The 7,033-nt window shown below is 69.2% G+C and carries 6 protein-coding genes; 4 read left to right on the top strand and 2 right to left on the bottom strand.

The window, feature by feature from the left end:
* Window positions 1-3 precede the first annotated feature (3 nt).
* Together IZR01_RS47055 and IZR01_RS47050 are read right to left on the bottom strand one after the other, a co-directional pair.
* Window positions 4-819, bottom strand: coding sequence for a Mov34/MPN/PAD-1 family protein (locus IZR01_RS47055; protein ID WP_194927643.1), 816 nt, complete (start codon window positions 817-819; stop codon window positions 4-6).
* Window positions 809-1,387 (bottom strand): hypothetical protein, encoded by a 579-nt coding sequence (locus IZR01_RS47050; RefSeq protein WP_194899484.1) that lies wholly within the window; start codon window positions 1,385-1,387, stop codon window positions 809-811. Before IZR01_RS47050 ends, IZR01_RS47055 begins: the two co-directional genes overlap by 11 nt.
* Window positions 1,388-1,536: 149 nt before the next feature.
* Here IZR01_RS47050 and IZR01_RS47045 point away from each other — a divergent pair, with 149 nt between their 5' ends.
* The 4 genes from IZR01_RS47045 to IZR01_RS47030 all read left to right on the top strand — a co-directional run bounded on the left by IZR01_RS47045 (window position 1,537) and on the right by IZR01_RS47030 (window position 7,012).
* Complete coding sequence (locus IZR01_RS47045) at window positions 1,537-2,928, top strand: helix-turn-helix domain-containing protein (RefSeq protein WP_194899483.1); 1,392 nt, start codon at window positions 1,537-1,539, stop codon at window positions 2,926-2,928.
* Window positions 2,929-2,991: 63 nt separating this feature from the next.
* A complete protein-coding gene (locus IZR01_RS47040; protein WP_194927642.1) occupies window positions 2,992-3,756 on the top strand; it encodes a toll/interleukin-1 receptor domain-containing protein in 765 nt (254 codons plus the stop codon).
* A 188-nt stretch (window positions 3,757-3,944) separates the two neighbouring features.
* A complete protein-coding gene (locus IZR01_RS47035; RefSeq protein ID WP_194927641.1) occupies window positions 3,945-5,669 on the top strand; it encodes a hypothetical protein in 1,725 nt (574 codons plus the stop codon).
* Window positions 5,669-7,012, top strand: coding sequence for a hypothetical protein (locus IZR01_RS47030; RefSeq protein WP_194927640.1), 1,344 nt, complete (start codon window positions 5,669-5,671; stop codon window positions 7,010-7,012). Before IZR01_RS47035 ends, IZR01_RS47030 begins: the two co-directional genes overlap by 1 nt.
* Window positions 7,013-7,033: the final 21 nt, after the last annotated feature.

Below are 7,033 nucleotides of genomic sequence, written 5' to 3'. Positions count from 1 at the left end.
GCCTCACCGCGAACCACATCTTCGGGCACGGGGACTACAACGACACCGACTGCCTCGGCCGCGCCTTCTACCGCGAGTTCCCGCCAGCCGCTCCACCGCCGGGGCGCCGAGGTCCCAGGTCAGCGCCAGCGGTCCGCCGCGCTCCGGCAGCACGATCGGTGCCGTCGCCGGGAAGTCCGCGCCGAACAGCAGCGTGGCGGGTCCGATGCCGGGCAGTTCCGCGTGCGTGGCGAGCAGCGTCGTGCCCTCCACCTCGATCGCCGCCGGGTCGCCCGCCGGGCGCACCCCGGCCCGGCGCAGCATGCGTGTCACCGGCACCACCACCGGCCGCAGCGGTGTCAGTGTCATGCCGCCGGGCGCGCGCGAGGAGCCGTAGAACGAGATCCGCGCCGGCCCCAGCCGCACCTCGTGCCCGGCCAGCGGTGTGTCCACGTCGTGCGTCACGATCGGCGCCAGGTAGCGCGCCAGCTGCGGGTTCAGGCGGAGCGACTCCGCGTACTCGGACTGGTCCTGGCCCGAGGGGACGGGCATCGCGCGCGGGTGGGAGTGCACGATCCCCTTGAACCGTGCCGCGGTCGCCGCCTCCCGCGCGCCGATGGCGCCGATCAGCGCGTCCGTGTTCTGATACCGCGTGCCGGTGGTGGCGGCGCCGGCGTCGTGGATGAACTCGGTGACGTAGTCCAGCCCCGGCAGCCCCAGCAGCGCCCCGCCCTGCTCCGGCTCGACAGCCCCGATCCGGGCGGCGATCGCGTCCAGCACGAAGTCCGCGACCCGCACCGGCGTCAGCATCGGTCCCGTCCCCACCGAATCAGAGCCCATATTCGAATTCGTTGTTCACCGAGAACGGGAACGGATGCCCGGCCAACACCACATCCATCCCGGTCGCCCACAACACCGACTTGGAATACGCCTCCTCCAAAGTCGGCTGCCCGGAACCCCCGGCCTGGCTCAAGCACAACTTCCCGTTGGCGAAAAGGTGCCCGGTGTGCACCCCGACCATCCCCTCCAACCGGGGCTCGACCAGCTTCACCTGATAGCTGATCCCGTCGAAGTACACGAACATCGTGTACGACCGCCCCATCTGCGACCGGAACGTGTAGCACCACCCGCGCGCGTCCCGGTGGTCGATGAACCGCGTGTTGCGCGGCATGTGCTGCGCCGCCCACCGCAGATCCTCGACCTCCCGCCCGCGCACCCGCGCCGCGAAGGTGCCGTGCTGCACCTTGCTCAACGGCTGCCCGGTCGGCGCCGGCCCGGTATAGATCTCGCCCTCGGACCCGACCGAGATCCGGGCCTTCGGATCGACCGGATACTGCTGGCCCTCCTGCTGCGCACTGCGGATGATGTCCCGCAGCCGGTTCAGATCGGTACGTTCGATATCAGACATGCCCTACCCCTCGCACTGGACTTCCGCGCGTTTTTCAGGGTAGGTCGGCCCGCCCCGTTAGGAAACAGGAAACCGGATCCGTCCCCCTTGTCCGGTCTGCCCCACGCCGGTAAGAGAATAAGAGGTCTTATATCGAGGGGAGAGGTCGGATGGGGGAGTTCTCACGCTTCGGCGCCGAATTACGGGCCCGCCGCGTCGCCGCCGGACTGTCGCTGGGCACGTTGGCGGCCTATCTGCGCTACAGCAAGGGCTATCTGAGCAAGATCGAGACCGGCCGCATGCCCGCCCGCCCCGAACTGGCGCGCCGCTGCGACGCGTACCTGAAGGCGGACGGCGCACTGGCCGCGCTGGCCGAGGACCAGCCCTCGGCGCACCAGACGCCCGACGCTGAACGAGCCGGTCATGCCAGCCGGGCAGCGGATGTGGGGAATGCCCGCCCCGACCTCCACCAACCCTGGACCGCCGGCTTCGACAGCGACGCCTACTGGTTCGCCGCCGTCCCCCGCCGCGAAGTCCTGGCGGCCGGAGCCGGCGCGCTGATCGCCGTCGGCCTGGACGCCGGCCTCGCCCCGCGCTCCGCCGCCGCCCGCGACGAACACGCCACCCGCGCCTTCGAGACCCTCTTCGGCCAGATGCGCACGCTGGGCCAGACCGCGAGCCCGGCACTGGTCCTGCCGACCCTCGTGGCCCAGACCGAGACACTGCGCAGCCTCGCCGCCCGCGCGTCCGCAGGCACCCGCAACCGCCTGCTCCGCCTCACCTCCCGCTATGCCGAGTTCACCGGCTGGATGGCGCAGGAAGCCGGCAGCGACTCCGGCGCCTTGTGGTGGACCGATCTCGCGGCACGCCTCGCCGACGCCGCGGGCGACACCACACTCGTCGCCTACACCGGCATCCGCCGCGCGCTGGTGGCGATGTACCAGGGCGACGGCGCGGCCACCGTCGCCGCCGTCCACGACGCCGAGCACCCCCGCTGGTCGCCCGCGATCCGCGAACAGGCCGCCCGCCGCGCGGCGCAGGGTTACGCGCTCCAAGGCGACCACGCCGCGTGCCTCCGTGCCCTCGACCGTGCCCGCGAACTCGGCGTCTCGGCGATGCCGGCACCCGCACCGGCCCCGGCCCCGAAGTCGGCGGCATCACAGGCCTCTGTCACGCAACCGCCCAATGGCGCCGTGCACAAGGCCTTCACCCTCGGCCCGACCACTATGAGCGATCCGCTCGCCATCACCACCGGCTGGTGTCTGTTCGACCTCGCCCGCTGGGAACAGGCCGCCGACGTCCTCACCCCCGCGGTGGCCGCCCTGTCGCCCGACGCGGCCCGCAACCGCGCCCGCTACGGAGCCCGCCTCGCCCTGGCCCACGCGGCGCTCGGCGACGTCCCGCAGGCGACCGCGATCACATCCGCGCTCCTGGACCAGGCCGACGCCGCCGACTCCGCGACCATCCGGACCGACCTGCGCCGCCTGTCCCGCACCCTCAACCGGCACAGCGCCGACCCCGCGGTGCGGGCCCTCAGCCCGCGTCTGACCGCCTCGCTCTAGCCCGGCGCCGCACCGATCCGTTGCGGCACCACCTCCACGCGCCCATGGAAGGGGCCTGCGATCATGCACGAGATCTTCGTCAACTACCGCACCAACGACGCCCACGACGCGGCGTTCGCGATCCAAGCCGACCTGGTGCGCCGCTTCGGCAGGGACAAGGTCTTCTACGCCTCGAGCTCCCTGAACCACGGCGAGCGCTTCGACCAGGAACTGATCCGCGAAGCCCGCAAGGCCCGGGTCCTGCTCGCCGTCATCGGCCCGGACTGGCTCAAGCGCGACGCCCAAGGCCACCGCCTCGTCGACGACGAGAACGACTGGGTCCGCCGCGAGATAGCCGCCGCGCTCCAGGCTGGGACCAACGTGATCCCGATCCTGGTCGGCCGCACCACCGACCGCCTCCCCGCCGACCTCCCGCCGGACATCAAGGACCTGGTGAACTTCAACTACCGCCGCTTCGACCACCGCGAAGCCGAGGCCCAGCTGCCGCAGATAGCCGCCGCGGTCCAGGAAGTCGTCGCGGGCCTCGTGGACGCCACGCGGTCCAAGCCCCAGCCCGAACCGCCGACCCCGGGCACCACCAACACCAACCAAAGCGGCGGCATCACCACCGGCAACCAGTCCGGCCGCATCGCCAACACCGCCGGCGACACCCACGGCGGCATCCACATGTCCGGCGACACCCACGGCGACGTCACCAACTACGGCGGCGCCGTCAACACCGGCGGCGGCACCTTCATCGGCCACTCCAACGGCCCCGTCCACACCGGCAGCGGCTCCCAGTTCAACACCAAGCCGGCCGGCGACGACGACCCGGACGACGAGAAGTGAGTACGGAGTTCCACCGGCTCCGCGGCGCGGTCCACACCGGGAGCGGGGACCAGCTGAACCTGTTCCAGATAATCGAACAGGCTAGGGCCGAGACGCGTCGAGGCCCAGGTGCTTGGTCCGAGACGGTATTCGAGAACGTGAGCGCTCGCTTCTATGCGCCGAACGGATTCGGGGAGATCCGGAAGGCCATGGAAGAGCTCAAGATCGTGGTCTTGAAAGGGAACCCCGGCTCGGGCCGACGCTTCGCAGCCCTCGAATTGCTGCGCAGGAGCGCATCCAGTCGCGGCCTGTTCTACGCGCCCGCGGTCGGGGCCGATGACGACAGACTCGAAAAGCTTGAGCCCGAGCTCGGCGACCGCTTCCTCATCGACCTCTCGGCCATGAGTCGCGAGGCCTTCAACTTGGTTACCCGCGAGATCCAACCCTTCTTCAGAAGTGTGCTCGATGCTCACGCGCGATCCGTGCTGATCCTTCCGGACGACTGCGAACCCGAAGCCGACTGGCAGAAATACATCCAGAAGGTGAATCCGCCCGATCCGGTCAAAGCCTATTGGAAGCACCTGCGAAGCATCGGCATCGAGTACGGCGAAGGCCTCGACGAGGCCGGACTCCGAGCGCACTTCCGGCACGCACCGATGCGCGATATGGACCGGCTGAGGGAGCGGGTGGCCGATGCCCGCGCGGCTAATCCCACGCTCGACTTCCGCGCCTGGACGAGCGCGGCCTTGGACACGCTGCGTGCCGGTGGCGAGGAGGTCGCGGCCATCCTCAAAACCCTCACAGCGGGACAGCAGCGCGCCCTGTTTCTCTCGGCTTCGCTGTTCGCGGGCGGGTCTGCCGATGGTGCGTGGCATGCCACGAAAGTGCTACTGCGTACCCTGAAATATCCGAAGAACCCGGATCTGCCGCTGGACCAGATCGATCTTCAGCAACAACTGGCCACTTTCGGCGCCGGTATCGACCAGCAGCGGCGACTTCAGTTCCGGAAGCCCTTGGATGCTGCGATCCGTGACTATCTGTGGGATGGCTATCCGGCCCTGCGAGCCTCGTTGGCGCAATGGATCGAAGCCCTGGTCAAAGGGAGCCAGGTGCTCGCTCCACAGGATGTGGCGCTGGTCGTGGAGCGCTTCGGGCGGCAACATCTCAGGACCGGCCAAATCGACTCGATCAAGGATCTCGTCTCCGATCTGGCCGATGGGGAGAAGGACCTGGCGATGGAGCAGGCCTTCGTCCTGTTGAAACTGGGGCTGTCGGATCTCGATCACGGCCGGGCGTTCCGCCGCAAGATACGGGAGTGGGTGACCAGTTCGGTCTCGGTCGGTCTCGGTCGGGTGCTGATCCAAGCTTGCGTCGAGGTGATCGCCGAGACATATCCCGAGCAGGCCTTGGTCCGCCTGCACCACTTGGCTCGTAAGCCCGGGCCGATCGGTCGGTCGGCGTGCGATGAGCTGGCCAAGCTCCTTGCCCGAGATGGTTTCAGCCGCCTCATCCGCCTGCTGCTTTTCCGCATGACGGAGTACCCGAACGCGCGCGACCCCCACATCTTCGTCCGCGTCATAGATCCTTTCGCCCTCACCGACTCCCGCAACCGCGGGCGTCCGCTGGCCGCCGAGGCCGGCGTCCATGCCCACCTCGTTCTCGCCTGGCGCGCCACGCTCCATCAGCAGCCCGAAAGCTGGCGGCCTCGGCTCGACCAGTGGCTCGCCACGGTTGCCGACGTCGGCCGTCGCGACGTCCTCCTCACCATCCTCGCTGAGGCCCCCGACGACCTGGCCACCCGCGGCCTCCTGCTCTCCGCCGCCGTGGAATGGGCCGCGGCGCGTGGTGGGGCGTGGGAGACCGTCGATGAGTTGCTGAATCGCATCAACGCCGCACAGGGCATCTCCTTCGTCGCCATGGAAAGGACCGACTGATGAGCACCGATACCAAAATCATGGGCGGGATCGTCACGACCGGGTTGGCCGGAGCGTTGGCGGCAGTGGCCGCGAGTGTCGGGTGGGCGTTTTGGCCGGTGTTTCTCGGCATCCCGCTCGTCTTCATCGCGGTCGCGATGGGGAGCCAGTCGACTGTGCGCACCCGCGTGGCTGATGCTGGTCTCGGGGCGTACACGTACGTCGACGGCACCTTCACGAACGGGGGCGATCCGTCGGCCGGCGCCTCGAGCCCCCTGATGCTGCCCAGCATCGAGCACACCTGCGGCCTGCCCCGAATGCCCGTGCCCAGTGCTGTCCCCGGCTACGAGTTCCGCTTCTCGGCGACCGTGCGCTGGCGCGAGAGTGCCAACGTGCCGCAGGTCGCGCACAGCGATCCGGAGGCCGTCGCCCGGGCCGTGATCGTGCGGCGTGCCTTCGACCTGTTGGCGGCACGCGATCCCGGTGAGGTCGCGTTGGCGGAGGTGGAACTGGCCGGGGCGCTCGGCGCGAAGCTCCCCGACGCCGCCGGCCTGATCGAGGCGTGGGCCGGGGATGTCACCCTCACGCTGGCGGACGACGACAAGGAGCGTATGCGCCGCCTCGCCGAGATCCGCAAGGAAGAGGAAGTGTGGGCGAAGGAACGCGAGTACGAGAAGCAGCGTCGTGCCTACCTCGGCGATGACGTCCTCAAGTCGGCGGGCAGTGCCGTGGTCTGGGCGTTGTCGCGTAAGGAGGACTCCATCGAACGCGCCGTGAGCCTGATCGGGCCGCTGGCTGAGCTGTCCGCGGCGGCCAACGACTCCGACGTCTCGCCGGTGTTCCGACGTTGGGTCGCGCCGCAGTACGCCGCTCAGAACGGCTACGCGGCCCAGAACGGACACGCTGCCGACGAGGGCCACGAAAACTACGAGAACTACGACGACTACGACGCGCCCGACTTCGAACCCGCCCCGACCAGCGCTCCTCGAACCACGAACGACTACGTCGACGACTTCGCCGACCACCTCGGCATCCCGGCCGATCTGAGTGTCCGCACGTTCTTCGTCATCAACTTCGCCAAGTTCCTGCGATCAGTCGGCCAGACCGAGGAAGCGGACTCCGTCCAGCGAGCCTTCCATCAGCTCCCTGATCTCGCCGAGCCGCTGTTCGACCTCGATGGGTCCGACCGAGCAGATCACCAGCAGAATCCACAGAACCAGCCGCACCAGCCCCCAACGGCGACCACCTACCCCGGGTCCGGCCCGAACCCCGAAGCCGACCCCGACGCCGACCCTGAAGCCGGCGGCCCAGGCCTCGAAGCCGACGGACCCTACAACAACGCCTACGACCCCTACGAACCCTGATTACCCCGCCACCGTTAGCCC

The organism is Catenulispora pinisilvae (assembly GCF_015356865.1).
GTDB lineage: Bacteria > Actinomycetota > Actinomycetes > Streptomycetales > Catenulisporaceae > Catenulispora > Catenulispora pinisilvae.
This window is presented reverse-complemented; position numbering and strand designations above follow the sequence as displayed.

Coding starts and splice junctions, on each gene's coding strand:
- IZR01_RS47050 (WP_194899484.1), bottom strand. CDS start 1,387: ATGTCTGATATCGAACGTACCGATCTGAACCGGCTGCGGGACATCATC.
- IZR01_RS47040 (WP_194927642.1), top strand. CDS start 2,992: ATGCACGAGATCTTCGTCAACTACCGCACCAACGACGCCCACGACGCG.
- IZR01_RS47030 (WP_194927640.1), top strand. CDS start 5,669: ATGAGCACCGATACCAAAATCATGGGCGGGATCGTCACGACCGGGTTG.
- IZR01_RS47045 (WP_194899483.1), top strand. CDS start 1,537: ATGGGGGAGTTCTCACGCTTCGGCGCCGAATTACGGGCCCGCCGCGTC.
- IZR01_RS47055 (WP_194927643.1), bottom strand. CDS start 819: ATGGGCTCTGATTCGGTGGGGACGGGACCGATGCTGACGCCGGTGCGG.
- IZR01_RS47035 (WP_194927641.1), top strand. CDS start 3,945: ATGGAAGAGCTCAAGATCGTGGTCTTGAAAGGGAACCCCGGCTCGGGC.